Raw genomic sequence first — 26732 nt, 5'->3', positions numbered from 1 at the left:
CTCCCGCCGGCGCCTTCAGGCCTGCAGCTGCTCCCACATCGCGGCGTCCCGCTCGGCGGTCCAGATGCGCGGCGTGTCGATGTCGCGGGCCTCGTCGTAGGCGCGGGCGACGTTGAAGGGCAGGCAGTGCTCGTAGATGGCGTAGTCGCCGAACTTGGGATCGCACTCGGCCCGCACGGCGTCGTAGGCGTCCTTGAGCGAGCCGCCGCCCAGCGCCACCTTCGCGGCGGGGCGGTAGGTGGAGCGGACGAAGTCGGTGGTGGAGTCGAGCGCCGCGTTCACCATGTCGCGGCCGACCAGGGCGTCGCCGCGGCCAGGGGCGATGGCGTCGAGATCCCAGGCGCGGATCGCCTCGATCGTGGCGGGCCAGTCGTGAAAGTGGCCGTCGCCGCAATAGCAGGCGGATTTGTATTCGACGATGTCGCCCGTGAACATCACGTTCTGGTCGGGCACGTAGACGACGGCATCGCCGGCGGTATGCGCCCGTCCCGGCTGCATGAGGTCGATCCGGCGCTTGCCGAGATAGACGCTCATCCTCCCGTGGAAGGTCGTCGTCGGCCAGGTCAGGCCCGGAATCTCCTCGTGGCCCTGGAACAAGCGGGGGAAGCGGGCGAACTCGCTGTCCCAGTCCTCCTGCCCGCGCTCGGCGACCATCGCGCGGGCGGTCTCGGACATGATCACCTGCGGCGCGCCGTAGGCGCTCGCGCCGAGGACGCGGACCGCATGGTAGTGGGTCATCACGAGGTGGCTGATCGGCTTGTCGGTGACCGAGCGGACGCACTCGATCACCTTGCGGGCGAGGCGCGGGGTCGCCTGCGCCTCGACGATCATCACGCTGTCGTCGCCGACGATCACGCCCGAATTCGGATCGCCCTCGGCGGTGAAGGCGTAGAGGCCCTCGCCGATCTGGGAGAAGCTGACATTCTTCTCGGCGGTGTCGCCCTGCGACGCGAAGGCCCTGGCCATGTCCGTTCCTCCCGGTCTGTTGCCGCCTTTATCGTTGCAAACGCAACGATCGTCAATATCATTGCAGGCGCAACGACCCCGGCGAGGCCGCATGACGCCCGACACGTTCCGCCTGTCGACCTTCCTGCCCTACCGCCTCGCGGTCCTGTCCGAGAGGGTGAGCCGGCGGCTGACGGTCGACTACGAGCGCAGCCACGGCCTGACGATGGCCGAGTGGCGGGTCCTCGTCCACCTGCAGCGCAGCGGCCCCGTCTCGGTCCGCGAGATCCGGGACAGCACCAACCTCGACAAGCCGCGGGTCAGCCGCGCGGTCGCCCGGCTGGAGGCGGCGGGGCTGGTCGGCAAGGTCGCGGGGCAGGGGGACGGCCGCCTCGTCGCGATCTCTCTGACGGATGCCGGGCGGGCCGCGCTGGCCGAGGTGGTGCCGAGCGCCCTCGCCGTGGATCGGCGCCTGCGCGAGGCGGTCGGGCCGCAGGACATGGCGGCCTTCCTGCGGGTGATGGAGGCGATGCACCGCGTCCTCGACGCCGACCCCGAGGCGCGGCCCCGCGCCGCCGTCGACGTCGAGGCCGCGGCGGGGGACGTGGCGGACTGACCGGCGCTCCGGCTCAGGTCCCGGTCGCGCGGTCCGCGGCATCCTCCGGCAGGTCGTCGAACGAGGCGTAGTTGAGGTCGTAGAGGCGCGAGTACATCCCGCCTTCCGCCATCAGCGCGTCGTGGTTGCCTTCCTCGATCACCTCGCCGTTGCGCAGCACGACGATCCGGTCGGCGTTGCGGATGGTGGCGAGGCGGTGCGCGATGACGAGGCCGGTCCGCCCTTCCAAGAGGGTGCGCAGCGCCTTCTGGATCTGCATCTCGGTGTAGCTGTCGATGTTCGCCGTCGCCTCGTCGAGCACGAGGATCCGCGCGTCCGCCACCAGCGCCCGCGCGAAGGACAGCAGCTGCCGCTGGCCGAGGCTGAGGTTGCCGCCACGCTCGTCGAGGATCGTGTCGTAGCCGTCGGGCAGGGCTTCGATGAAATCGTGCGCGCCGACCGCCCGGGCGGCCTCGCGCACGTCCTCGTCCGACGCCCAGTGGCTGGAATAGCGGATGTTGTCCATCACCGAGCCGGTGAACAGGAACGGCTCCTGAAGGACCATCGCGATGTGCCGGCCGAGCGACGCCTGCGTCACGTCCCGCACGTCGCGGCCCGCGACGAGGACCGCGCCGTCCTGCACGTCGTAGAAGCGGTGGACGAGGGACATCGCGCTCGACTTGCCGGACCCGGTGGGGCCGACGAGGGCGACCGTCTCGCCGGACTTCACCTTGAACGAGACGTTCCGCAGGACCGGATGCTTGGGATTGTAGCCGAAGGTCACGTTCCGGAACTCGACCGCGCCGTCGTCCTCGGGGCGCAGCTCCACCGCGTCCGGCTTGTCCTCGACCGCGACGGGGACGTCCAGCACCTCGGTCAGGCGGTGGCCCGAGGCCATGGCGCGCTGCATCACCGAATACTGCATCGTCAGCGAGCGGATCGGGTCGAAGAAGCGCTGGATGTAGAACAGGAATGCAACCATCACACCGACGTCGATCCGGCCCGAGGTGACGATGGTGCCGCCGACGACCACGACCACCGCCATCGCGACGCCGGTCAGCGTATCGACGACCGGGATCATCACCTGCGCCAGCCGCGAGGCCCACAGGTGCGCCTGGTAGTTGTTCTCGACCAGCTTGCCGTACAGCTGGTGGTTCAGCGGGCCGCGATCCATCGCCTGCACCGCGCGGACGCCGTGGATCGCCTCGGCCAGCGCGCCGTTGGTGATCGAGTTCGCCTCGTGCGCGGCCATGAAGGCGGCCCGCGCCCTGGTCAGCCACAGGACGCGGACGATCAGCAGCACCGGCAGGACCGCGACGACGAGCAGGCCGAGCTGCCAGTCGAGATACAGCATCACGCCGACGATCCCGAACAGCAGCAGGATGTCCCCCACCGACAGGACCGAGGTCTCGAGGAATTCCTGCATCGAGTTCACGTCGCCCTGCAGGCGGCTCATCAGGCGGCCGACCTCGGTCTTGTCCATGAAGGACAGCGAAACGCGCTGCAGGTGGGCGAACATCTGGCGGCGGATGTCGAACAGGACATGCTCGGCGACGCGGCCGGTCACCGCCTCCTGCACCCAGGACGCGGCGAAGTTCAGCAGGATGACGGCGGCGAAGCCGACCATCGTCCAGATCAGGATGCCGCCGCCGCCCGGCGCCATGCCGTAGTCGATGGCGACGCGGATCAGCAGCGGGATGGCGAGCTGAGTGAGGGTGAAGAGGACGACCGCGGCCACGGCGATCCCCACCTGCGGGCGGTAGGGGCGCACGAACTCCCAGATCCGGCTGACGACCTTGCCGTCGAAGGCGCGGCCGAAGATCTCCTCCTCGATCCGGTGGCTGCCGACGACGGCGAGCATCCGCGGCCGGCCGTCGGCATGGGGGTCTCTCGGTTCTCCGGCGCGGGCGGGGCTCATTCGGCGGCTCCCTGCATGTGGGCCGGACCGGGCGCGGCGGCGTCGTCCAGCATGTCGGCGTCGGGGCGCAGCTGCAGGTCGTGCAGCGCCTTGTAGCGCCCGCCCTTCGCCAGAAGCTCGTCGTGCGAGCCTTCCTCGACCACGCGCCCGCCCTCGAGGAACAGGATGCGGTCGGCGTGTTTGAGCGACCCGAGGCGGTGCGCCACGATCAGCGTCACCCGGTCGGCGGCGTAGTCGCGCAGCGCACGGCGGATCCGGCTCTCGGTTCCGGCGTCGATGGCCGCGGTGCTGTCGTCGAAGATCAGGACCGCCGGGTGGGTCATCAGCGTCCGCGCGATGGACAGGCGCTGCCGCTGGCCGCCGGACAGCGATACGCCCCGCTCGCCCACGACGGTGCGGTAGCCGTGGGGCAGGCCGGCGACGTAGTCGTGGAGCTGCGCGCTCTGGCTCACCTCCTCGATCTGGCCCTCGCCGGCGAAGGGGTCGGCGTAGGCGATGTTGTTCTCGATCGTCGTGGTGAAGAGGAAGCTGTCCTGCTGCACCACCGCCACGGCGCGGCGCAGCGACGACAGCGACACCTCGCGGATGTCCTGCCCGTCGATGGTGATGCGGCCCGCGTCCACGTCGTAGAAGCGCGGGATCAGGTGCATCATCGTGGACTTCCCGGCGCCCGGCGCGCCGACGATGCCGACCGTCTCACCCCGGCGGGCGGTGAAGCTGACGTTCTCGATGGCCCGCGAGTCGCCGGCGCCGGGATAGGCGAAGCTCACGTTCTCGAACCGCAGCGTGCCGTCGGTGATCTGCAGATCGGTCGCCCCGGCCACGTCGTCGATGTCGACCGGCATGTCGAGCAGGCGGAACAGCCGCGCCCCGCAGGTGGAGCCGCGGGCGTAGGCGTTGACCATCAGGCCCAGCTGCCGGACCGGCATCTGCAGCAGCGTCATGAAGGTCAGGAATGTCGCCAGCGTGCCGACGGTGATCTCTCCCGCCGCCACCTGCCGCCCGCCGACGAGGAGGACGAGGCCCATCGCGGCGAAGAAGGCCAGCGTCATCGGGCTGGTGTTGCGGACGCGCACGTTCACCCGCTCGTGGCTGAGCGCCAGCGCGTCGGCCGAGGCGGCGTCGAACTTGCCCATCTCGTGCGGCGCCGAGGCGAAGGCGCGCACGACGCGGATGCCGGCGAGGTTCTCCTCCATCACCTGGCTGAGGACGCCCAGCTTCTCCTGCAGGATCAGCCAGGTCTTGCGCAGCGTCAGCTGCATGACCGACGAGCGCCAGGCGGCGAACGGCACGAAGGACAGCGCCAGCAAGCCCAGAAGGATGTCGGTGGACAGCAGAAGCCACGCCCCGATGCCGATCAGCAGGGCGAGGAGGACGGTCCGCACCAGAGCAGTGGAGAAGTACATCCGCACGCCTTCGAGATCGAGCATTCCGACCGTGATGAGGTCGCCCGAATGGGTCCGGTCGTGGAACGAGAAGGGGAGGCGCTGGACCTTGTCGTAGACGGCTAGCCGCAGGTCGTGGGCGAGGGCATGGCCCACGCTCTCGGCCGAGTAGTTCTGCAGCAGCGTGAACGCGCCGCGGGCCGCGCTGACGGCGAGCAGCGTCAGCGCGATCGCGATCAGCGTGCCGCGGTCGGTGATCGTGCCGGCGGCCAGCGCCTCGGTCTGGTCCACGGCGCGGCCGAGGAGGACGGGGATCGACAGCTGGCTGGCGACCACGCCGAGCGTGCAGAGCAGCGACACGGCGACCCGGCCGGGATAGCGCAGGATCATGCGGTTGAGGCGCCCGAGCGCGGCGATGCCGTCGGCGCTGTCGACGCCGGCGGTCCGGCGGAAAACACGCTCGCGCGGCGCGGCGCGGCCGCGGGCGGTGGTCTGATCGGTCTGGGTCATGGGGCCATCGCCGCGCCGGGCGCGACGTCGTCCTGAAGTTGGTCGCCCGGGAGGCGTCCTGACAGGGTCTAGTCCGCGGGGCACCGGACGGCAAGGCGCGCGGTCCGCCTGCTCCGGGGCGGAGGCGACAGGGCGCGCAACCGGCCCCGCCATCAGGGGGGCACTTGCGTGCCGCCTCGGGGCGCGGCCGGGGGGCGGCGCGGCGGGCACGGGAGGTTGCAAGTTGCAGCCGTCGCCAGCGCCCATTAGGATCGGCTCGACCGGCCCCTCGCGCCACTTTCTTTTCAGATTTCTTCGACCAGGACGATGACCGACCTTCACCATCTCGGTCCGGCCGAGCCCGACCGCCTGCATTACATCCTCGACAGCCTCGTAGCGTTCGTCGCCCTGCTGACGCCCGAGGGGCGGCTGAAGGACGTGAGCCGCAACGCGCTCGAGGCGGGGGGCGTGCAGTTCGCCGACGTCGAGAACCGGCTGTTCTGGGAGTGCACGTGGTACACACACGACTCCGTGGCTGCCGCGCGGATGAAGGATGCGGTGGAACGCGCGGCCCGCGGCGAGACCTCGCGCTACGACGAAGTGGTGCGGACCATCGGCGACGGCCGGCTCGACATCGACGTGCAGATCGCGCCGGTGCGGGACACATCGGGCGCGGTGATCGAGATCGTCGCCTCGGCCACGGACATCTCGGCCCGCGTCGCCGGCCAGCGCCAGACGCAGGCGCTGATGGCGGACATGAGCCACCGCATCAAGAACATCCTGTCGACAGTCCGCGCGCTGGCGCGCATGACCCGCCGCACCGCCCGGTCCGAGTCCGCGTTCGACGACTTCATCGGGCGGGTCGATGCGCTGACCGCGCTGCACGACGCGCTGAACCGGACGCGCGAGGCGGACGAGTTCTTCGTCGAGCTGGCCGAGAGCGTGCTGGCCCCCTACCTCGCCGACCGACGGTCGCGGTTCTCCATCCGCGGGCCGCACCGGACGCTGCAGCGCGACCAGGCCAAGCTGCTCGGCCTGTGCATCAACGAGCTGGCGACCAACGCGGCGAAGTACGGCGCGCTGTCCACCCCCGACGGGCGGGTCGATGTCGAGCTGCGAGCCGAGGGCGGCACGGCCACCTTCGCCTGGCGCGAGACCGGCGTCCCCGGCACGACCGAGCCGACGCACAAGGGCTTCGGCACGCTGTTCGTGAGCGAGACGCTGGGGTCGATCTTCGACGCCGCCGCCTCCCGCCAATACGGCGCCGACGGGCTGACCGTCACTGTCACCGGGACCGACGCGCGTCTCTTCGCCACCGCGTCTCCCGGCGCGGCGGCCTGAGGGTCAGGCGTCCGCCTCTTCCCATTCGTCCGCGATCCGGTCGCGCCCCGATCCGATGACACCGGCCATCGCCGCCTCGGCCCCGACCGCGTCGCCGCGGGCGATGGCGTCGACGATCCGGTCGTGCTGGGCGCAGACCTCGGCCTGCCGGTCCGGGTGTCCGACGGGCGAGCTGAGGCGCAGCACCGTCAGCAGGGCCGCCTCGATCAGGCTGCCGAGCGAGTGGAAGAACGGATTTTCGGTGGCCGAGAGGATGGTGCGGTGCAGCTGCAGGTCGGCGCGGGCGAACGCCGTCTGGTCCTCCGCCGCGCGCATCCGCGCCACCTCGGCCCGCATCTCGCCCACCGCCGCCGCGTCAGCATGGCGCGCGGCGAGCCCGGCGGCGAACGGCTCGAACGCGCCGCGCATCTCGAAGAGGGCGCCGAGGAAGGCGGGCGTCGGCGACGCCTCGAGGTGCCAGCGCAGGAGCTGGGCATCGAACATCGTCCAGTCGGTGCGCGGCCGGACGCGGGTGCCGACGCGGGCGCGGGGTTCGATCATGCCCTTGGCGGCGAGCGTCTTCATCGCCTCGCGCAGGACGGTGCGCGAGACGCCGTAGCTCTCGATCAGCTGCTCGTCCCGCGGCAGCAGGGCGCCCGGCGGCAGCCGGCCATCCACGATCGCCTGCCCCAGCGCCTCGACCACCGCCTCGTGGCTGGTGCGGGCGCCGGCGGACGGCGCCAGCAGGGGGGTCATCGTCATCCCATCCTCGTCGGCCTGTCCGGCGGGGCGGGGCCCGGCACGGATCGGTTGCCTCGATATAGTAATACTGTAGGACTTATGGCCATCGCGAATCGCGGCAACGGCGGTCGCGAACGGGCGCGCCGCCCAGCGGCGGCCCGGGAGGTATGGCGCCCCGCGCCGCAAACGGTCGGAGGAGACCCAGAGATGATTTTGACCCGTCGCCTGCTTCTCGGAGGCGCCGTCGCGCTGTCCGTGACGAGCGCCCCCGCCTTCGCCCAGGACAAGGGCCTGATCGGGATCGCGATGCCGACGCAAAGCTCGGCCCGCTGGATCTCGGACGGCAACTCGATGGTCGAGCAGTTCGAGGCCGCCGGCTACGAGACGATCCTGCAATACGCCGAGGACGACATCCCGACCCAGCTCGCGCAGGTCGAGAACATGATCACGCAAGGCGTCGACGCCCTGGTGATCGCCGCCATCGACGGCACCACCCTGTCGAACGCGCTGGAGAACGCCGCCGCGTCGGACATCCCGGTCATCGCCTACGACCGCCTGATCCGCGACAGCGCGAACGTCAACTACTACGCCACCTTCGACAACTTCCAGGTGGGCGTGCAGCAGGCCGAGAGCCTGGTCGCGGGTCTCGAAGAGCGGTTCCCCGACGTGTCGCCCTGGAACGTGGAGCTGTTCGGCGGCTCCCCGGACGACAACAACGCCTACTTCTTCTACGACGGCGCGATGTCGGTCCTGCAGCCGCTGATCGACGAGGGCCGGATCAACGTCGCCTCCGGCCAGATGGGCATGGACGTCGTCGGCACGCTGCGCTGGGACGGCGCGGTGGCCCAGTCGCGCATGGACAACCTGCTGTCCGCCAACTACGGCGATCAGGAGATCCACGGCGTGCTGTCGCCCTATGACGGGCTGTCCATCGGCATCCTGTCCTCGCTCAAGGGCATCGGCTACGGCTCGGGCGACATGGCGATGCCGATCGTCACCGGCCAGGACGCCGAGGTGCCGTCGGTGAAGTCGATGATCGCGGGCGAGCAGTATTCGACCGTGTTCAAGGACACCCGCGAGCTGGCCCGCGTGACCGTCGGCATGGTCGACGCGCTGCTGCAGGGCGGCGAGCCCGAGATCAACGACACCGAGACCTACGACAACGGCGTCCTCGTCGTGCCGTCCTACCTGCTGGAGCCGGTGTCGGTGGACCTGTCGAACTACGAGGACGTCCTCGTCGGTTCGGGCTACTACACCGCCGACCAGCTGCAGTAAGCTGACCTGACATGGCCCCCGGCGCGGACCGCTCCGCGCCGGGGGCTTTCAGTCCCGGGGGAGGGGATGGCCGCACTTCTCGAGATGCGCTCGATCACCAAGACCTTTCCGGGGGTCAAGGCGCTCGATCAGGTGACGTTCACGGTCGAGGAGGGCGAGATCCACGCCCTCGTCGGCGAGAACGGCGCCGGCAAGTCCACGCTGATGAAGGTGCTGTCGGGCGTCTATCCGCACGGCAGCTACGAGGGTCAGATCCTCTATGACGGGCAGGAGGCGCGCTTCCGCGACATCGCGGGCAGCGAGGCCGCCGGCATCGTCATCATCCACCAGGAACTCGCGCTGGTCCCGCTGCTGTCGATCGCCGAGAACCTGTTCCTCGGCAACGAGCAGTCGCAGGGCGGCGTCATCAACTGGCCCGCCACCTACCGCCGGACAGAGGAGCTGCTGGCCAAGGTCGGCCTGTCCGACCCGCCGACCCGCCTCGTCGGCAAGATCGGTGTCGGCAAGCAGCAGCTGGTGGAGATCGCCAAGGCGCTGGCCAAGAAGGTCCGCCTCCTCATCCTCGACGAGCCGACCGCGGCGCTGCAGGAGAACGACAGCCAGAAGCTGCTGGAGCTGATCCTCGAGCTGAAGCAGCAGGGCGTCACCTCGATCATCATCAGCCACAAGCTGAACGAGGTGCGCCGCGTTGCCGACCGGGTGACGGTGCTGCGCGACGGCGCCACCGTCTCGACCATGGACGGCAGCGAGGTGACCGAGGACCGGATCATCCGCGACATGGTCGGCCGCGACATGGCCCACCGCTACCCCGCCCGCACGCCGAAGATCGGCGAGGTGCTGATGGAGGTGGCGAACTGGGACGTCTGGCACCCCGAACAGGCCGAGCGGCAGGTGATCCGCGGCGCCTCGTTCAACGTCCGCAAGGGCGAGATCGTCGGCATCGCCGGTCTGATGGGCGCGGGGCGGACCGAGCTCGCCATGAGCCTGTTCGGCCGGTCCTACGGCCGCGCCGTCTCGGGCGAGGTGCGGGTGGGCGGTCGCCCCGTCGACACCTCGACCGTGCCGCGCGCCATCGACGCCGGCCTCGCCTACGTGACCGAGGACCGCAAGGAGCTGGGCCTCGTCCTCGAGGAGCCGATCTCGAAGAACATCACGCTGGCCAACCTGCCGGGCGTCGCCCGCGGCGGCGTCCTCAGCCGCGGCGAGGAGCGGCAGGTCGCCGAGCGCTACCGCGAGGCGATGAACATCCGCACGCCGACCGTCTTCCAGAAGGTCGTGAACCTGTCGGGCGGGAACCAGCAGAAGGTCGTGCTGTCCAAGTGGCTGTACGCCGATCCGCAGGTCCTGATCCTCGACGAGCCGACGCGCGGCATCGACGTCGGCGCCAAGTTCGAGATCTACAGCATCATGAACCAGCTCGCGGCGGAGGGGCGGGGGGTCGTCATGATCTCGTCCGAGATGCCCGAGCTGCTGGGCATGTGCGACCGCATCTACGTCATGAGCAAGGGCAGCATCGTGGGCGAACTGGCCCGCGGCGAGGCCAGCCAGGAGCGGATCATGGAGCTTATCCTGGCCAACGAGAGGGGGGCGGCAGCGAGATGACCACCACGGACCCGAATACCGGCGTCGCGAACGAGCGGCCGCAGACAGAGACGACGGGGATCGGCGCCTATCTCGGCAGCCATCTGCGCGAATACGGGATGCTGTTCGCGCTGATCGCGATCATGGCGTTCTTCCAGTTCGTCACCGACGGCACGCTGCTGCGCCCGGTGAACATCACCAACCTGTTCCTGCAGAACAGCTACATCATCATCATGGCGCTGGGGATGCTGCTGGTCATCGTGGCCGGGCACATCGACCTGTCGGTCGGTTCGGTCGTCGGCTTCGTCGGCGCGCTGGCGGCGGTGATGATGGTGAACTGGGGCTGGCCGGTCTGGCTGACCATCCCCGCCTGCCTGCTCGTCGGGATCGCCATCGGCGCGGCGCAGGGCTACTGGGTCGCCTACTGGCGGATCCCCTCCTTCATCGTGACGCTGGCCGGGATGCTGGTGTTCCGCGGCGCCTCGCTGTGGCTGCTCGAGGGGCAGTCGGTCGGCCCGTTCGAGCGCTCGTTCCAGGCGCTGTCCACGGGCTTCGTCCCCGACCTCTTGCCGTTCGTGAAGAGCGTCTTCGGGATGGAGCGGCTGAACGGCCTCGCCCTCGTCGTCGGTCTGCTGATCGCCCTCGCCATCGTCTGGAACGGCCTGCGCTCGCGCCGGCAGGCCGCGGCCTACGGCATGGACACCGAGCCGTTCGGCTTCTTCGTGATGCGCAACGCGCTGGTCGCCGGGGCCATCGTCTTCGTCGCGTGGAAGCTGGCCACCTTCCGCGGGCTGCCGAACGTGCTGATCACGATGGGCGTCCTCATCGTCATCTACGCCTTCCTGACCGAGAACACGACGCTGGGCCGCCGCATCTACGCCGTCGGCGGCAACCTCAAGGCGGCCAAACTGTCGGGCATCAAGGCCGAGCGGCTGACCTTCCTGACCTTCGTGAACATGGGGATGCTGGCGGCGCTCGCGGGCCTCATCTTCGCCGCGCGCCTCAACACCGCGACCCCCAAGGCCGGCGCGTCGTTCGAGCTGGACGTGATCGCCGCGGTCTTCATCGGCGGCGCGTCGATGTCGGGCGGCGTCGGGCGGATCGTCGGTGCGGTCGTCGGCGCGTTTATCATGGGCGTGATGAACAACGGCATGTCGATCCTCGGCATCGGCATCGACTACCAGCAGGTCATCAAGGGCCTCGTCCTGCTCGCCGCCGTCATCTTCGACGTCTACAACAAGAACAAGTAGACCCTTCGTCGGAGGCACGGCCGTGACGCGGACCAACTGGGCCGGCAACTACACCTACCGCGCGCCCGCCTTCCGCGAGGCGGGCAGCGTGGCCGAGGTGCAGGAGGCGGTGGCGACCGCGCGGCAGGTCCGCGTCCTCGGCTCGCGCCACAGCTTCAACGACATCGCCGACAGCGACGGGGTGCTGCTGTCGCTGGAGCGGATGGACGCCGTCCTGTCGCTGGACGAGGGCGCGCGCACCGTCACGGTCGAGGGCGGCATCCGCTACGGCGCCCTCGCGGCCCATCTGCACGGCAAGGGCTGGGCGCTGCCGAACCTCGCCTCGCTGCCGCACATCTCGGTCGCGGGGGCGGTGGCGACGGCGACCCACGGCTCGGGCTCCGCCGTCGGCAACCTCGCGACCGCGGTGCGGGCGCTGGACGTGGTGACGCCGTGGGGCGACATCCGCACGTTCGAGAGGGGGCGCGACGCCGACTTCGCCGGCGCGGTCGTGGCCCTCGGCGCGCTCGGGCCGGTGGTGCGCCTGACGCTCGACATCGTGCCGGATTTCGCCATCGCACAGCGGGTCTTCACCGGCCTGCCGTTCGCGGCGCTGATCGACGGGTTCGACGCCGTGATGGACGCCGCCCGCAGCGTCAGCGTCTTCACCGACTGGCGGGGCGACGCCGCGGGCTCGGTCTGGCTCAAGGCGGACGCGGACGCGGCCGATCCGGGGGCGGAGTTCCACGGCGCAACGGCCGCCGCCGGGCCAACCCATCCGGTGCCCGGTCAGGACGGCGCCGTCTGCACGGTGCAGATGGGCGAGGCCGGTCCCTGGCACGAGCGGCTGCCGCATTTCCGCATGGGCTTCACCCCCAGCCACGGCGCCGAGATCCAGACGGAGTACTTCGTCCCCCGCGAAGAGGGGCCGCGCCTGATCGAGGTGATGCGCACCCACGGCGAGCGGCTCGCGCCGATCCTAATGACGTCGGAAATCCGCACCGTCGCGGGCGACGACCTGTGGCTCAGCCCCGGCCATCGCGGACCCTACGTCGGCGCGCATTTCACGTTCCGGCGCGACGCCGAGGCCGTCCTCGCCGCGCTCCCGGCGATCGAGGCCGATCTCGCCCCGCTCGGCGTCATGCCGCACTGGGGCAAGGTCTTCACCATGGCGCCGCACACGGTGCGGGAGCGTTACCGGCGGATCGGCGAGTTCCGGGCGCTGGCGGAGGACACCGACCCCGAGGGCCGGTTCCGCAACGCCTTCGTCCGGCGGATGGTCTTCGGCGCGGACTAGGCCCGCAGGCGCGGAGGCGTCCCGCGCGCGAGCGAGCAGGTCAGGCCGTCAGGAACAGCCCGAGCGCGATCGCGGTGAAGAAGCAGGAGGAGGCGGTCAGCACGAATCCGTGCCAGATCGCCTGACAGTACTTCAGCTTCTCCCACAGGAAGAAGACGACGCCGGACGTGTAGAGAATGCCGCCGACGGCGATCAGTATGACCGTCGCGAGCGGCGCCACCTGCGCCAGCGGCCAGATCAGCGCCACCGACAGCCAGCCGAGGGCCAGGTACAGGGCCACGCCCACCGCCCGACCCGGCGTCCAGAAGAACAGCTTGCGGATCACTCCGACGAGGGCGAGCACCCACACGACCGCGAGGACGGCGTAGCCGAAGACAGTGCCCACGATCAGCGCGAATGGCGTGTAGGTGCCCGCGATCTTCAGGAAGATCCCGGCATGGTCGAGCCGGCGGAACAGCGGACGCGCCCCCTCCCACGGGGTGAAGTGGTAGAGCGTGGATGCGACGAAGCTGAAGGTCAGCGCCGCGCCGTAGATCGCGATCACCGCCACATGCCCGGCGCCCAGATGCATCGCGGCGAACACGATCAGCAGCGTCGTTCCGATCAGCCCCAGCGCCATCCCCAGCGTATGCACGACGAAATCCGCGATCCTCTCGGACCGGGCATAGGCCGGGTAATCGTAGGGGGCGTCTGGCAGGGGATCGGTCATGAGGGTCAACATAGGACAGGTCGCGGGGAATGCCTGCCATCTCATCGCCCTCGCCGCGGAAACGTTCCGTCAAATCGATGGAAACGCGCACCCGCCGCCTCACCTGCGCTCACGCCCCGGTGAGAGGGGCAACATACTGCCGGACGGGTGCGTATATGAGGAACGTCAGATAGGGGAGATCGATATGAAACGCCGTGCATTCCTGGCCGGCGGCGGCGCCGTAGTCCTGGCCGCGGGCGGCTTCGCCGTCTGGCGGACCGACGCGATGGCTGACGAGAGCTTCGAGGTGAGCCTCAGCGAGGCGGAGTGGCGCGAGCGCCTGACTCCCGAGCAGTTCGCCGTCCTGCGCGAGGAGGCGACAGAGCGCGCCTTCTCCAGCCCGCTGAACGACGAGCACCGCGAGGGCCTCTACCACTGCGCAGGCTGCGATCAGGCGCTTTACTCGTCGGGAACGAAGTTCGAGAGCGGGACGGGCTGGCCCAGCTTCTGGGCGCCGCTCGATGACGCGGTGGCGACCAAGACGGACTTCAAGCTGGTCTACCCGCGGACCGAGGTCCACTGCGACCGCTGCGGCGGGCATCTCGGCCACATCTTCGACGACGGGCCCGAGCCGACGGGCAAGCGGCACTGCCTGAACGGTGTCGCGCTGACCTTCCGGCCAGCGGCGGCCTGATCCCGCGCCTCGGGCCGGCCGTCACGGGAACGTGTGCGGCCGTCCGGACGGCCCGGGTTACCCTCGCGTCAGGTCATTCTGCCGGAGTACCGCTCATGCGCCTCGTCCTTGCCTCCGCTCTCGCCCTCGTCCCCGTGAGCGCCTTCGCCGTAGGCACCGAGACCCCGCCGGCGCCAGAGCCTTCGCCGACGGCCGAGACATGCGACGACGGCCTCGTCTGGGACATCGCGACCGAGACGTGCCTGCCGCCGGAGGAGAGCACGAACGAGGACAGCGCGATGCTGAACGACGCGCGGCGCCTCAACTACGAGGGCCGCTATGATGCCGCGCTTTCGATCCTCGCGACCCTGCCGGCCGATGATCCCATGGCGCTGACGCTTCGCGGCTATGCCCTGCGGAAGGGTGGCGACATGGACGGCGGTCTGGCGCTCTACCAGGCGGCGCTGGACATCGACCCGGACCTGCTGCTGACGCGGTCCTACCGCGGCATGGCCTACCTCGAGCTCGGCGACTATGCCGGCGCCTGGACGGAGCTGCAGGAGATCCGCGTCCGCGGTGGCGCGGGGTCATGGCCCGAGCAGGCGCTGGAGCAGGCGATCCGCGCCGGCGTGCCCACCACCTACTGAGCAATTACAGGCGGCGGCCCCACAGGTCGTAGTCGCCGGCCTCGTCCACCTCCACCCGCACGATCTCGCCGGGGGCCAGGCCCTCGGTGCCCTGGTCGATGAAGAGGTTGCCGTCGATCTCGGGCGCGTCGCCCTTCGTCCGGCAGGTCGCGATGCCGTCGGCGTCGATCTCATCGACGATGACGTCCTGCACTTTTCCGACCTTGGCGGCCAGTTTCGCGGCCGAGATCGCCTGCGCCCTTGCCATGAAGCGATCCCAGCGGTCCTGCTTCACCTCGTCCGGCACGTGGCCCGGCAGGTCGTTCGACCGCGCCCCGGCGACGTTCTCGTACTGGAAGCAGCCCACGCGATCGAGCTGTGCCTCGTCCAGCCAGTCGAGGAGGTACTGGAACTCCGCCTCGGTCTCGCCCGGGTAGCCGACGATGAAGGTGGAGCGCAGGGTGATGTCGGGACAGACCTCGCGCCAGGCCGCGATCTCGGTCAGCGTCTCGGTCTGGGCCGAGGGGCGGGCCATGCGGCGCAGCGTGTCGGGGTGGGCGTGCTGGAACGGGATGTCGAGGTAGGGCAGGATCGCCCCCTCGGCCATCATCGGGATCAGGTTGCGCACGCGGGGATAGGGATAGACGTAGTGCAGCCGCACCCAGGCGCCGAGCTTGCCCAGCTCGAGCGCGAGGTCGTCGATGTGGTTGCGCACCCCCCGCTCGGTGTCGTGCCGGCGGTCGGCGCCGTAGGCGGAGGTGTCCTGGCTGATGACCAGCAGCTCCTTCACGCCGCTTTCGACCAGCTTCTCCGCCTCGCGGACCACGGCGTAGGCGGGGCGCGAGGCGAGGCGGCCGCGCATGTCGGGGATGATGCAGAACTTGCAGCGGTGATTGCAGCCCTCGGAAATCTTGAGATAGGCGTAGTGCCGGGGCGTCAGCCGCACCCCCGACGCGGGCAGCAGGTCCACGAACGGATCGGGCGCCGGAGGCACCGCGCCGTGGACGGCGTCGAGGACCTGCTCGTACTGGTGCGGGCCCGTGACCGCCAGGACTTTGGGGTGTGCGCCGGTGATGTAGTCGGGCTCGGCGCCGAGACAGCCGGTGACGATGACGCGGCCGTTCGCCGTCAGCGCCTCCCCGATCGCGTCGAGGCTTTCGGCCTTGGCGCTGTCGAGGAAGCCGCAGGTATTCACGATCACCGCGTCGGCGCCCTGGTAATCGGGCGAGATCGCGTAGCCCTCGGCCCGCAGGCGCGTCAGGATGCGCTCGCTATCGACCAGCGCCTTGGGACAGCCGAGGCTGACCATGCCGATGGTCGGCTGGCCGGGCCGCGGCGCGTCGGTCAGACGGGCGCGGGGCGCGAGGTCGGGGCGCAGGTCGGGCGGGTTCATGGTCATGCCGCGCCACATACGCGCGCCGGACCCCGCGGAAAAGGGGCAGGGGGTGGCGTCGCTGCGTTGCGGCGCTAGTCTGCCGGGGCGACCGACCCTTTCCGGAGGCGCCGATGAACATCCTCGTCGAGATCGAGGCCGCGATGCGCGACATGCAGCTGGACGGCCTGTGGCCGTGGCTCGTCGTCTGCGCCGGGCTTCTCGTTGCGTGGGTGGTCCACGCCGTCTTCTGGCGGATCGTCATGCGCCTGACGCCGAAGCACGGGATGTGGGCGCAGATCCTGCCGCGGCTGCGCCGGCCGAGCCGGCTCGCCCTTCTCATGCTGGTTGCCATCGCGTTGGTGAACGCCGCGGCCCTGCCGCACCTGTGGCAGGCCGGGCTGTCGAAGGCTGCGCTCGCGCTGTTCGTCGTGATCGTCGGCTGGATGGCGATGATCGCGGTCGACGTGTTCGCCCTGCGCTCCACCGCGCGGCTGCAGCTGGACGCCACGGACAACCTGACGGCCCGCAAGCAGGCCACGCAGATGCGGGTCCTGCAGCGGTCGGCCAAGGTCGTGATCTTCCTCGTCACCCTCGGCAGCGTGCTGGCCACGTTCGAGACGGTGCGCGCCTGGGGCGTCAGCCTGTTCGCCAGCGCCGGCGCCGCCGGCCTCGTCCTCGGCTTCGCGGCGCGGCCGGTGCTGGCGAACCTGATCGCCGGCATCCAGATCGCGCTGACCCAGCCGATCCGGATCGACGACGTGGTCATCGTCGAGGGGGAGTGGGGCTGGATCGAGGAGATCGCCTCGACCTACGTGGTGGTGCGCATCTGGGATCTCCGCCGGCTGATCGTGCCCCTGTCGCAGTTCATCGAGCAGCCGTTCCAGAACTGGACGCGCGAGAACGCCGACATCATCGGCACCGTCTTCTGGTACCTCGATTACACCGCGCCGATTGGCGAGATGCGGGAAAAGGTCAAGGAATTCGCGTCAGACAGCCCGCTTTGGGACGGCAAGGTCGTGAACCTGCAAGTCACCGAAACGGACAAGGACGTCATCACCGTCCGCGCACTGCTGTCCGCCGCGAACTCGCCCGCGGCTTGGGACCTGCGGTGCCAGGTGCGCGAGAAGATGGTCGCCTGGCTGCAGGAGGCGCATCCGAGCGCCCTGCCGAAGGTACGGGGAGAGCTGTCGCGAACCGGGTCGGCCCCGGACAGACCCGCGCGCGGGCCCGGCCCGGAGGAGGACGGGCCGGGCGTGCCGGACGAGGCCCGCCCGGCGCAGGACCGGACGGACGCGGCGGGACCCGTCATGGAACCGCGGCCGGGGCCTGCGCGATGAAAGGGGCAAGGCGACGGGAAGGGCCTGAATGATACTGACAGCGGTGATCTGGGTCCTCGTCGCGTTCGTCGTGCTGGTGACGCTCATTCCCCTGAGCCGGATCTCGCACGGCGCGGTCCGCAGCTTCAGCTTCGCACGGCAGCAGGCGATCATCATGGGTGTCGTCCTGCTGCCGTTCGCCGCCTGGACGCTCACCGATTGGCAGCGCACCGTGGCCCTGCTCCTGCTGATCGCGACGACCCTCTACCAGCTGGCCTACATCAGCCGCTTCTTCCCGATGTCGCGGGTCCAGTCGCTGGACGCCGATCCCGCGCTGGCGGCGAACGAGGCGCGGTGCATCTCGGTCCTGACCTCAAACGTCAAGCTATCGAACCGCGACTTCCAGAAGCTCATCGACCTCACGAGCGAGATCCAGCCCGACATCATGGTCGCCGTCGAGATCGACGACCAGTGGGCCGAGGCGCTGTCGGTTCTGCATGAAGACTACCCGCACCGCGCCATCCGCGCGCTCGACAACGGCTACGGGATGGGCCTGTATTCCCGGCTGCCACTGGAAAACGTGCACTGGCGAGAGCTGCTGCGCGAGGGCGTGCCGTCACTGCGCGCGACCGTCCGGCTGGGCGGGGAGCTGATGCACCTGTACATCCTGCACCCCGAGCCGCCGGTGCCGTATCACTCCACCGACGGCCGCGACGCCGAGATCGGCCTCGTCGGGATGGAGGTGGCCAAGGACCCGACGCCGGCCGTGGTCGCGGGCGACCTCAACGACGTGGCGTGGAGCCGTACGACGCGGCGCTTCCAGCGGCTGTCGGGCTATCTCGATCCCCGGGTCGGACGCGGCTTCTTCAACACATTCCATGCCCATGTGCCGGTCTGGCGCTGGCCCCTGGACCACCTGTTCCACCACCCGCGGTTCCGGCTGATCGAGATGCAACGCCTGCCCGACATCGGCTCGGACCATTTTCCGATGCTGTTCCGCCTCGCGCTCGCCGAGAGGAATGGTTCCGACGAGTCGCCGGAGAAGGCGACCGAGGAGGATCGCGAGGAGATCGAGGAAATGGCCGAGGAGGAGCGCCGTGACAAGCGCGAGCCGATCGGCGCCCACTGGGAGGACGAGAATTAACCCCGCCCCTTCGTCCGACCTCGGGGAGCAGGGGGGGTGCGCACCTCCCTGTCGAGAAAGGCAGGCAAGGATGACGCTCGCCGGGCGTCGATCGGACCGGACGGACAGCGAGCCGGCTCGCGCCGCGGCCGGCCCGTGCGGCCTGCCCCCGGGGCGCAGGCGCTCATGCGGCTGCAGCCGCTCCGCTCAGCCGTCTCTTAGACGAAAGATGGAAAGGCGTCGGGCCGTCAGCGCCGCCGGTCGCGGCGCGAGCTCATCGGCTGGAACGCGACGCCGACATGGGCCTCGCAGTACGGCTTGCCCTGCTGGACCGGCAGGCCGCAGAACCAGAAGTTCTCGGTCGCCGGATCGCCGACAGGCCACTTGCAGGTCCGTTCGGTCAGTTCCATCAGGGTCAGCTTCTTCGCCTGCTTCTCGATCTCGGTCACCTTGGCGAGGGCCTCGGGAGAGATCTCGTTGGCCGACGGCTGCGGCGGCAGCGGCTGGCCGGCGGGGATGATCGCCTTGCGTGCGGGGCTCATGGGAATGGGCTCGGGGTCCTTCTTCTCGGCTAGCTCGGGGGCCGGTGCGTCCTCGGCGGCGGCGGGCCGCGGCGCGGGTTTCTCGGGGGCGGGCGCGGCCGGCCTGGGCGCGGCGGCCGCCGCGGGCTCGGGCGCTCCGCCCACGCGGTTCGACAGGCCGAGACGGTGCACCTTGCCGATCACGGCGTTGCGGGTCACGCCGCCCAGCTCCTTGGCGATCTGGCTGGCCGACTGTCCCTCGGTCCACATCCGCTTGAGCGTCTCGACGCGTTCGTCGGTCCAGGACATGGGTTCCTCCGGGAGATTGTCGGGCAGGCGGGACGATACTAGACGGGCGAGGCGCTGAGATACAACCGCGCCCCCGCGCTTTCAAGGCGACCGGCGGGCGGTTGCCGCCGGGGCCCGGGCTGGTAAGACGGCCGGCGGAGCCGGAAGGGGACATGAGCATGGCACTGGACGCGGGAGTGCGGCGGTTCGGCCGGGTGAACTGGCTGGGGACCTGGACGCTGGCGGTGCGCGAGGTGCGCCGCTTCATGAACGTCTGGTCGCAGACCGTGATGGCGCCGCTGATCAACGCGGGCCTGTTCCTGCTGATCTTCTCGATCGCCATCGGCCCCGGCCGCCCGGACGTGATGGGCGTGCCCTACATGACGTTCCTGGTCCCCGGCCTGCTGACGATGACGGTGATCCAGAACGCCTTCGCCAACACGTCCTCCTCGATGGCGTCGGCCAAGGTGCAGGGCAACATCGTGGACACGCTGATGCCGCCGCTGTCGGCGGGCGAGATCCTGGCCGGCTACCTTGCCGGCGCCGTCGCCCGCGGGCTGTTCGTGGGCGTGGTGATCGCGCTCGGGGCGTGGGCCTTTCTCGGTGTCGCGGTGCAGAACCCTCTGCTCGTCCTCGTCTTCGTCGTCCTCGGCTCGGCGATGATGGGCGCGCTCGGACTGATCGCCGGGATCTACGCCAACAAGTTCGATCAGCTGGCCGCGATCACCAACTTCGTCGTGACCCCGCTCGCGTTCCTCAGCGGCACCTTCTACTCGCTCGAGGCGATGCCGCCGGTCCTGCAGACGATCAGCCACGCCAACCCCGTCTTCTACGTCATCGACGGCGTGCGGCGCGGCACGATCGGCGTCTCGGACAGCTCGCCGCTCCTCGGCCTCGCGGTCGTCGCGCTCGCCACCGCGATCATTGGCGGGATCGCCTGGCGCTGGCTGGCGAAGGGCTACCGGCTGAAGGCGTGACGCCGGGGCTTTCCCCCGCGTCCGGCTTCGGCTATGGCCGTGGCATGATCTTCGCGCCCGCCCTCTCCGGCCTCCGACGCCGCTGACCGCCTCCGCGGCCCGACCGGCCCGCGCCCCGCGTTGACATTTCCTTGGCCCCCGCCGCTCAATGGCGCCGACAGGCCCCAGTACCCGGACCCCCCACAATGATCCCTGCCGTCCTGCCGACCTATTCCCGTGCCCCGCTCGCCTTCACCAGGGGCGAAGGCTCCTGGCTGACCGCCGAGGACGGGACTCGATATCTCGACCTCGGCTCGGGCATCGCGGTGAACGCCCTCGGCCATGCCGCGCCCGAGCTGGTGGCGGTGATGCAGGAGCAGTCGCAGCGGCTCTGGCACGTCTCCAACCTCTACCGCATCCCCGAGCAGGAGCGTCTGGCCGAGCTTCTCACCGAACACACCTTCGCCGACACCTGCTTCTTCACCAATTCCGGCACCGAGGCGTGCGAGCTGGCGGTGAAGATGGCGCGGAAATACTGGTCCGCCAAAGGCGACGAGCGCTTCCGCATCCTCACCTTCGAAGGCGCCTTCCACGGCCGCTCCTCCGCCGCCATCGCCGCGGCCGGGTCCGAGAAGATGATCGGGGGCTTCGGCCCCGTGCTGCCCGGCTTCACCGTCCTGCCGTTCGGCGACCACGAGGCGCTGAAGGCCGCGATGGCCGAGCCGGACGTCGGCGCCGTGCTGGTCGAGCCGATCCAGGGCGAGGGCGGCATCCGTCCGTTGCCGGACGTCTGCCTCAAGGGCCTGCGCGAGGCCTGCGACGCCACCGGCGCGCTGCTCATCTTCGACGAGGTGCAGTGCGGCATGGGCCGCACCGGGCGCCTCTTCGCCCACGAATGGGCCGGCATCACGCCCGACATCATGATGGTCGCCAAGGGCATCGGCGGCGGCTTCCCCCTCGGCGCCGTCCTCGCGACCGAGGCGGCGGCGGCCGGCATGGGCGTCGGCACCCACGGCTCCACCTACGGCGGCAACCCGCTCGGCTGCGCCATCGGCGCCAAGGTGGTCGAGATCGTCTCGCAACCGGACTTCCTCGCCGAGGTGAACCGCAAGGCCGGCCTGTTCCGGCAGGGCCTCGAGGCGCTGGTCGCCGCCCACCCGGACCTCTTCGAGGACGTTCGCGGCCAGGGCCTGATCCTCGGCCTGAAGATGCGCCGCCCCCCCGCCGACCTCGTCGCCGCGGCCCGGGACGAGCAGCTGCTGACCGTCGCCGCCGCCGACCAGACGCTGCGCCTCCTGCCCGCGCTCAACATCCCCGACGCCGACATCGCCGAGGCGCTGGCCCGGCTGGAGCGCGCGGCCTCTCGCCTGAAGACCCAATAGCCTCCTATCTTGCTCCAAATACCTCCGGGGGGAGGCCCGGAACGGGCCGGGGGCAGCGCCCCCCTGACCCCGGCCGAAGAAAGACCGACAGATGCAAAGCTTCCTCGACATCGACAAGACCGACCCGGCCCAGCTCCGGGCCATCCTCGACAGCGCCCGCGCCATGAAGGACGCCCGCGCCGGCAAGCCCAAGGGCACGCCCGACGACGACCAGCCGCTCGCCGGCCACATGGTCGCGCTGATCTTCGAGAAGCCATCGACCCGGACCCGCGTCAGCTTCGACGTGGGCGTGCGGCAGATGGGCGGACAGACGATGGTGCTGTCCGGCAGCGAGATGCAGCTCGGCCATGGCGAGACCATCGCCGACACCGCCCGCGTCCTGTCTCGCTATGTCGATCTCATCATGATCCGCACCTTCGAGGAACAGACGCTGCTGGAGATGGCCGAGCACGCGACGGTGCCCGTGATCAACGGCCTGACCAACGCCAGCCACCCATGCCAGATCATGGCCGACGTCATGACCTTCGAGGAGCATCGCGGGCCGATCGCCGGCCGCAAGGTCGTCTGGTCCGGCGACGGCAACAACGTCTTCGCCAGCTTCGCCCATGCGGCGAAGCAGTTCGGCTTCGACCTCACCTTCACCGGCCCCGAGACGCTGGACCCCGACCGCCGCCTGGACGGCCTCTACCGGACCGAGCGGGACCCGGCGAAGGCGGTCACGGGCGCCGACCTCGTCGTCACCGACACCTGGGTGTCGATGCACGACCCGCAATCGGCGCGCGAGCGGCGGCACAACCAGCTGCGGCCCTACCAGGTGAACCGGCAGCTGATGGCGCAGGCGGGGACGGGCGCGCTGTTCATGCATTGCCTGCCCGCGCACCGCGACGACGAGGTGACGTCCGAGGTGATGGACGGCCCGGCCTCGGTGATCTGGGACGAGGCGGAGAACCGGCTGCACGCGCAGAAGGCGATCATGCGCTGGTGTCTGGGGGCGTGAGCGCCGGTCGCCGCCGGTCGACGGAAGGCTCGTGGCAAGCCGCGTCAACGCGGCTTGCGGCGCCCGCCCCGGCGCGAACGAAATTCGACGAATTTCGTTCTGCCGCCAGAAGAAATTTCCCGAAATTTCTTCGCGCTACCCCTTCACCGCGCCTTCCGACAATCCGCTGACCAGATACCGCTGGGCAATCAGGAACACGACCGTGATCGGCAGTCCCGACAGGATCGCCGCCGCCGCGAAGTCGCCCCAGAGGTAGCGGAACTCGTTGAGGTAGAGGCGCGACCCCACCGCCAGCGTCATCTTGTCCTCCGACCGGATCAGCACGCTTGCGATCGGGTAGTCGTTCACGACGCCGATGAAGGTCAGCACGAACACCACCGCCATGATCGGCACCGCCAGCGGCAGGAATACGTAGCGGAACGTCTGCCAGGGCGACGCGCCGTCGATCGCGGCGGCCTTGTCGAGCGCGACGTCCACGCTGTCGAAGTAGCCCTTGATCGTCCAGATGTGCAGGGTCACGCCGCTGAGGTAGATCAGGATCAGCGACAGGTGGCTGTCGAGGCCGAGGGCCGGCGTCACCTCGCTCAGCGCATCGAAGATCGCGTAGATCGCGACGAGGGCCAGCGTGGTCGGGAACATCTGGATCAGGAACAGCCCGTCCAGCATGACCCCCTTGCCGCGGATCCGGATGCGGCTGAACGCATAGGCCGAGACGGTGGCGACGGCGAGGACGCCGACCGAGGCGATCAGCCCGATCTTGATCGAGTTCCACATCCACAGCAGGACCGGATAGGGCGGCTGGATCACCTCGCCGCTGGCGCGGGTGTAGGGCTGGCCGAAGGCGAGGACCCAGTGCTCCAGCGTCGGGTTGCGCGGCAGCAGGTCGCCGGTGGTGAAGTTGCCTTCCCGGAACGAGATCGAGATCACCATCAGGAACGGGAACAGGATCAGCGCCAGGAAGACCAGGAGGAAGCCGTGGGCGAGGATCTTCTTGATCCTGAGGTCGCGGGGGCGCTCGACGATCATGGGGCGTCTCCCGTGGCGGCCGGGGAGGGGGGCTGTCTGCCCCCCGCGGCTGACGCCGCCCCCCCGAGAGGTATTTGCAGCAAGATAGGAGCAGCGGGTCGGCGCTCCCTGGACGCCGAGGCTCTCATGCCGCGGGCCTCCCCGAGCGGCGGGCGGCGGCGCGGCGGAGCGCGACGAAGTTGAGGTAGCTCATCGTGGCGACGATCAGGAAGATGATCAGCGTGATCGCGCCCGCGAGGCCGAACTGGGTGCCGCTGTCGTCGAACGCCATGCGGTAGGTGAAGCTGGCGAGGATGTCGGTGCGGCCGGCGGGGATCACCGTGCCCGGGATGTCGGGGCCGCCGTTCGTGAGCAGCAGGACGAGCACCAGGTTGTTGAAGTTGAAGGCGAAGCTGGCGATCATCAGCGGCAGGAACGGCGGGATGATCTGCGGCAGGGTGATGGTGAAGAACACCCGCAGCGCCGAGGCCCCCTCCAGCGCGGCGGCCTTCTTGTGGTCCTCGGGCACCGCCTGCAGGAAGCCCATCGCCAGCAGCATCATGTAGGGATAGCCGAGCCAGGTGTTCACGATCAGCAGCATCACCCGCGCGGTCGTGCCGTTCGTGAACCAGTCGGGGCGGACGCCGAAGAGCGCCTCGAGGATCAGATTGATCTCGCCGAAGCTCTGGTTGAACAGCCCCTTGAAGACGAGGATCGAGATGAAGGCCGGCACCGCGTAGGGCAGGATCAGCGCGATCCGGTAGAACGCCTTCCCCCGCAGGTGCGGCCATTGCAGGATCACCGCCAGCGTCAGGCCGACGGCGAAGGTGAAGACGACCGACAGGGCCGCGAACACCACCGTCCAGACGAAGATCGTCAGCATCGGACCGCGGACGCCGCGGCTGGTGAAGATCCGTTCGAAATTGTCCAGGCCGATGCCGACACGCCAGCCGGGCGGGACGCGCTCGCCCTCGGGCGTGGTGAAGAAGCCGACGGAATGGTCGGCGGTGAGGGTCGCGCCGTCCTCGGTCCGCTCCAGCGTCTCCTCGCCGGTGCGGCGGTATTCCGGCGTCACGCGGGCGAAGGAGCGCAGGCCGGAGTTGCGCAGCTCGACGCCCTCCGGCGTCGTCAGGGTCAGCGTCTGCAGGCCGCCGCGGAGCGGGATCGCGTCGCGGGGGGCGAGGAGAGCGGCAGGCTCGTCCGCCGGGGCGAGGGGCGCGGCCTCCTCCTCGCCCTCGATCAGCTCCACCGGGTCCGAGAGGAGCCCGGCGTCCGGCAGCCAGATGCGGTAGCCGCCGTCGCCTTCGGCCACCGCGAAGGGCGTCTCGGTGTCGGGATCGACGGTGCCGCGCGAGAGCAGGACCTCGACCGCGCGCTCGTAGCTGAGGAGGTTGAAGGAGGAGTAGTTCGTGAAGCCCAGCCAGATCGTGTAGACGACCGGGAAGGCGATGAAGATCAGCACCGCCGCGATGCCGGGGAAGATGAACCGCGCGCCGTAGAAGCGCTTCGCCCCGAAGACCAGCGCGATGCCGAGGGCGAGCAGCAGCACGATCACGCCGAAGATCGGCAGGGTGATCTGGTAGAGCAGGAACGCGGCGTAGAGGAGCAGCAGGACGATGGCGCCGGTCAGCGCGAGGCGCAGCGCGGTGCCGCGCGGGCTCTCGTCCGGGATGTCGGCGAGGGTGGAGATGGGCGCGTCCTCTGCAGGCGCCGGAGGGGAGGGGGCGGCGGGCCGCCCCCCTGTTCGGTTATTCGCCGGTGATCCGGGCGGCGGCGTCGTTCAGCGCGTCCGCCGGGGACTGCGCGCCGGTGGTGATGTTCGTCAGCGCCGGCTGCATCGCCGACCAGAAGGCGCCCATCTCGGGGTTCGACGGCATCGGCACGCCCGTCGCCGCGACCTCCAGCATGCCGGCGACCAGCTCGTCGTCCTGGCTTGCCGCCGCGCTTTCGTCCGCGAGCGCGCCGAGGGCGCCGTTGGCGTTCCAGGTGGCGAGGCCCTCGTCGGTGGTGAGGTACTGTTCGATGAACTCCACCGCGAGGTCCTGGTTCGGCGAGGCGGCGTTGATGCCGAGGACCTGCACGCCGAGGAAGGGCGGGCTGACCTGGCCGTTCACGGTCGGGATCGGGGCGACGCCGACGTCGATCCCGGCGTCGCGGTAGACGCCCCAAGACCACGGGCCGTTCAGCACCGCCGCGACCTCGCCGCCGGCCATCGCGCCGTCCATCACGCCGTAATCCACGCCCGCCGGCAGGACGCCCGCGTCGAACAGGGCGCGCATCGCCTCGGCGCCCTGGATCGCGCCGTCGGTGTTCACGCCGGTGGTGGAGCCGTCATAGACGCCGTCGACCTTCTGGAAGGCGAAGCCGCCGTTCGCCATCAGGAGCGGCATGGTGAAGTAGGTGTTGTTGTAGTCCCAGAGGATCGGCGTGACGCCCTCGGGCAGCTCGGCCTCCGCGATCTCCTCGAGACTGCCGTAGGGCTCGTCCAGCAGCGCCTTGTTGTAGACCTGCGTCACCGCCTCGACCGAGACGGGATAGCCCCAGGTGCGGCCGTCGAACTGCACCGCCTCCATCGCCGAGGGCAGGATGCCGCGGGTCCAGTCCTCGCCCGGATCGACCGGAGCGATCAGGCCGCCCGCGGCCCACTCGCCGAAGCGGTCGTGCGCCCAGAGAAAGATGTCCGGCCCGTCGCCGGTGGCCGCGGCCTGCTGGAACTTATCGGTGAGGTCGGGATCCACGACCTCGACGGTGACCGGCACGCCGTAATCTTCGGTGAAGCGGGCGGCGACCTCTTCCAGCGCCGGCTGGTCCCGGTTGGAGCCGGTCCAGATCAGAAGTTCGCCGTCCTCGAGCGCGACCGCGGGCAGCGCGGTCGCCGACAGCAGCGCGGCCAGCGCCGCGGTGGTCCTGTTCGTCATGGTGTCCTCCCTGGGTGGGGCCGCCCTTCGGGCGACCCCTCTGAGAAGAACGCTAGCACAGGTTGCGCGCCGCGCCAGAGCCTTGAGGG

23 protein-coding genes are annotated in these 26732 nt (G+C 69.9%); 13 read left to right on the top strand and 10 right to left on the bottom strand.

Annotation, left to right across the window (positions count from 1 at the left end; translation table 11 throughout):
* Positions 1-15 precede the first annotated feature (15 nt).
* Positions 16-966, bottom strand: coding sequence for an MBL fold metallo-hydrolase (locus tag A37W_RS0119635; protein ID WP_018304761.1), 951 nt, complete (start codon positions 964-966; stop codon positions 16-18).
* Between the two features lie 91 nt (positions 967-1057).
* Here A37W_RS0119635 and A37W_RS0119630 point away from each other — a divergent pair, with 91 nt between their 5' ends.
* Positions 1058-1561, top strand: a complete 504-nt coding sequence (locus A37W_RS0119630; protein ID WP_018304760.1) for a MarR family winged helix-turn-helix transcriptional regulator — start codon at positions 1058-1060, stop codon at positions 1559-1561.
* A 13-nt stretch (positions 1562-1574) separates the two neighbouring features.
* Here the strand turns inward: A37W_RS0119630 and A37W_RS0119625 are convergent, their stop codons facing one another.
* Positions 1575-3458: an ABC transporter ATP-binding protein gene (locus A37W_RS0119625; RefSeq protein WP_026198624.1), complete on the bottom strand. Its 1884-nt coding sequence runs from the start codon at positions 3456-3458 to the stop codon at positions 1575-1577.
* A complete protein-coding gene (locus A37W_RS22515) occupies positions 3455-5353 on the bottom strand; it encodes an ABC transporter ATP-binding protein (protein WP_018304758.1) in 1899 nt (632 codons plus the stop codon). Before A37W_RS22515 ends, A37W_RS0119625 begins: the two co-directional genes overlap by 4 nt.
* 306 nt (positions 5354-5659) lie before the next feature.
* Between A37W_RS22515 and A37W_RS23040 the strand changes: the two genes are divergently transcribed.
* Positions 5660-6673: a sensor histidine kinase gene (locus A37W_RS23040; RefSeq protein ID WP_018304757.1), complete on the top strand. Its 1014-nt coding sequence runs from the start codon at positions 5660-5662 to the stop codon at positions 6671-6673.
* 3 nt (positions 6674-6676) lie between these two features.
* On the opposite strand, the gene A37W_RS0119610 is transcribed toward A37W_RS23040, so the two are convergent.
* The gene (locus tag A37W_RS0119610; protein WP_018304756.1) at positions 6677-7414 is read right to left on the bottom strand and encodes a FadR/GntR family transcriptional regulator; all 738 of its coding nucleotides are present in this window, start codon (positions 7412-7414) and stop codon (positions 6677-6679) included.
* A 186-nt stretch (positions 7415-7600) separates the two neighbouring features.
* On the opposite strand from A37W_RS0119610, the gene chvE reads away from it, so the two are divergent.
* The 4 genes from chvE to A37W_RS0119590 all read left to right on the top strand — a co-directional run bounded on the left by chvE (position 7601) and on the right by A37W_RS0119590 (position 12775).
* Entirely contained in the window at positions 7601-8668 is a 1068-nt protein-coding gene (gene chvE, locus A37W_RS0119605; RefSeq protein ID WP_018304755.1) for a multiple monosaccharide ABC transporter substrate-binding protein, read from the top strand.
* Between the two features lie 66 nt (positions 8669-8734).
* On the top strand, positions 8735-10270 hold the full coding sequence (gene mmsA / locus A37W_RS0119600) for a multiple monosaccharide ABC transporter ATP-binding protein (protein ID WP_018304754.1): 1536 nt from the start codon (positions 8735-8737) through the stop codon (positions 10268-10270).
* Positions 10267-11499, top strand: a complete 1233-nt coding sequence (mmsB, locus tag A37W_RS0119595; protein ID WP_018304753.1) for a multiple monosaccharide ABC transporter permease — start codon at positions 10267-10269, stop codon at positions 11497-11499. Before mmsA ends, mmsB begins: the two co-directional genes overlap by 4 nt.
* A gap of 22 nt (positions 11500-11521) precedes the next feature.
* Complete coding sequence (locus A37W_RS0119590; RefSeq protein WP_018304752.1) at positions 11522-12775, top strand: FAD-binding protein; 1254 nt, start codon at positions 11522-11524, stop codon at positions 12773-12775.
* A 40-nt stretch (positions 12776-12815) separates the two neighbouring features.
* Here A37W_RS0119590 and trhA read toward each other — a convergent pair whose 3' ends face one another.
* Positions 12816-13484, bottom strand: coding sequence for a PAQR family membrane homeostasis protein TrhA (trhA, locus tag A37W_RS0119585; protein WP_040754448.1), 669 nt, complete (start codon positions 13482-13484; stop codon positions 12816-12818).
* 184 nt (positions 13485-13668) lie between these two features.
* On the opposite strand from trhA, the gene msrB reads away from it, so the two are divergent.
* Both msrB and A37W_RS0119575 read left to right on the top strand, forming a co-directional pair.
* Positions 13669-14157, top strand: a complete 489-nt coding sequence (gene msrB / locus A37W_RS0119580; protein WP_018304750.1) for a peptide-methionine (R)-S-oxide reductase MsrB — start codon at positions 13669-13671, stop codon at positions 14155-14157.
* Positions 14158-14252: 95 nt separating this feature from the next.
* Positions 14253-14783, top strand: a complete 531-nt coding sequence (locus A37W_RS0119575) for a chitin binding peritrophin-A domain-containing protein (RefSeq protein ID WP_018304749.1) — start codon at positions 14253-14255, stop codon at positions 14781-14783.
* 4 nt (positions 14784-14787) lie between these two features.
* Here the strand turns inward: A37W_RS0119575 and rimO are convergent, their stop codons facing one another.
* Positions 14788-16161, bottom strand: coding sequence for a 30S ribosomal protein S12 methylthiotransferase RimO (gene rimO / locus A37W_RS0119570; protein WP_026198623.1), 1374 nt, complete (start codon positions 16159-16161; stop codon positions 14788-14790).
* Positions 16162-16268: 107 nt separating this feature from the next.
* Between rimO and A37W_RS0119565 the strand changes: the two genes are divergently transcribed.
* The gene (locus A37W_RS0119565; RefSeq protein ID WP_018304747.1) at positions 16269-17474 is read left to right on the top strand and encodes a mechanosensitive ion channel family protein; all 1206 of its coding nucleotides are present in this window, start codon (positions 16269-16271) and stop codon (positions 17472-17474) included.
* 28 nt (positions 17475-17502) lie between these two features.
* Positions 17503-18597: an endonuclease/exonuclease/phosphatase family protein gene (locus A37W_RS0119560; protein ID WP_018304746.1), complete on the top strand. Its 1095-nt coding sequence runs from the start codon at positions 17503-17505 to the stop codon at positions 18595-18597.
* A 227-nt stretch (positions 18598-18824) separates the two neighbouring features.
* Here A37W_RS0119560 and A37W_RS0119555 read toward each other — a convergent pair whose 3' ends face one another.
* Entirely contained in the window at positions 18825-19406 is a 582-nt protein-coding gene (locus tag A37W_RS0119555; protein ID WP_018304745.1) for a GcrA family cell cycle regulator, read from the bottom strand.
* 152 nt (positions 19407-19558) lie between these two features.
* Here A37W_RS0119555 and A37W_RS0119550 point away from each other — a divergent pair, with 152 nt between their 5' ends.
* The 3 genes from A37W_RS0119550 (at position 19559) to argF (ending at position 22720) form a co-directional block, all read left to right on the top strand.
* Positions 19559-20362 carry an ABC transporter permease gene (locus A37W_RS0119550; protein WP_018304744.1) on the top strand — a complete coding sequence of 268 codons (804 nt, stop codon included), beginning with the start codon at positions 19559-19561 and terminating at the stop codon, positions 20360-20362.
* A gap of 185 nt (positions 20363-20547) precedes the next feature.
* A complete protein-coding gene (locus A37W_RS0119545) occupies positions 20548-21723 on the top strand; it encodes an aspartate aminotransferase family protein (RefSeq protein WP_018304743.1) in 1176 nt (391 codons plus the stop codon).
* Between the two features lie 91 nt (positions 21724-21814).
* Positions 21815-22720 carry an ornithine carbamoyltransferase gene (argF, locus tag A37W_RS0119540; protein ID WP_018304742.1) on the top strand — a complete coding sequence of 302 codons (906 nt, stop codon included), beginning with the start codon at positions 21815-21817 and terminating at the stop codon, positions 22718-22720.
* 135 nt (positions 22721-22855) lie between these two features.
* On the opposite strand, the gene malG is transcribed toward argF, so the two are convergent.
* From malG to malE, 3 genes are all read right to left on the bottom strand, one after another.
* On the bottom strand, positions 22856-23746 hold the full coding sequence (malG, locus tag A37W_RS0119535; RefSeq protein WP_018304741.1) for a maltose ABC transporter permease MalG: 891 nt from the start codon (positions 23744-23746) through the stop codon (positions 22856-22858).
* Between the two features lie 124 nt (positions 23747-23870).
* A complete protein-coding gene (gene malF / locus A37W_RS0119530; RefSeq protein WP_086017015.1) occupies positions 23871-25367 on the bottom strand; it encodes a maltose ABC transporter permease MalF in 1497 nt (498 codons plus the stop codon).
* A 106-nt stretch (positions 25368-25473) separates the two neighbouring features.
* A complete protein-coding gene (malE, locus tag A37W_RS0119525; RefSeq protein WP_018304739.1) occupies positions 25474-26643 on the bottom strand; it encodes a maltose/maltodextrin ABC transporter substrate-binding protein MalE in 1170 nt (389 codons plus the stop codon).
* Positions 26644-26732: the final 89 nt, after the last annotated feature.

Origin of the sequence: Wenxinia marina DSM 24838, from assembly GCF_000379485.1 — a bacterium.
GTDB classification, from domain to species: domain Bacteria; phylum Pseudomonadota; class Alphaproteobacteria; order Rhodobacterales; family Rhodobacteraceae; genus Wenxinia; species Wenxinia marina.
The sequence above is the reverse complement of the archived record's forward strand: the minus strand, read 5'-3'. Positions and strand labels throughout refer to the sequence as shown.